The organism is Streptomyces sp. WM6386 (assembly GCF_000972385.1).
GTDB lineage: Bacteria > Actinomycetota > Actinomycetes > Streptomycetales > Streptomycetaceae > Streptomyces.
The window spans coordinates 1-405 of sequence record NZ_JXTE01000559.1 but is presented as its reverse complement, the minus strand read 5'-3'; the positions used below and the strand labels follow the sequence as shown (position 1 = coordinate 405).

Genomic DNA, 405 nt, shown 5'->3' with positions numbered 1-405 from the left:
GGCTTACTGTGCCAGTCATGCCGGTGCACCGATCGCACCAGCCCCCTTGCTGTCCGTCCCAGCGGCTGTGCGCGCCCCCTTGCCGGGGCGCCGGCCCCATAGCAGCTGTATCCGAAGGGCACCACGGCATCTCATGAGCACATCCAAAGGGCTCCAGGCGAACGTCCTGGGCACGTTCGACAGCATCGTCATGGCGGTGGGGGGCAGTGCCCCCGCGTACTCCCTCGCGGCGACCACCGCCGTACTCGTCGGCACGGTCGGTTTCGCCGCCCCTGCCGCGCTGCTCTACTGCTCGATTCCCATGTTCGGCACTGCCTGGGCGTTCAACTACCTGGTCAGGACGCTCGGGGACCGGGGCCTCGCGAGGGCGCGTGAGGACATCGCCATCGGCCGTTGGCAGGGTCT

Annotated in this window: 1 pseudogene; it reads left to right on the top strand. The window is 68.9% G+C overall.

The features are described from left to right. Positions 1 to 133 precede the first annotated feature (133 nt). A pseudogene (locus TN53_RS42685) lies at positions 134 to 405 on the top strand (hypothetical protein); the annotation flags it as partial.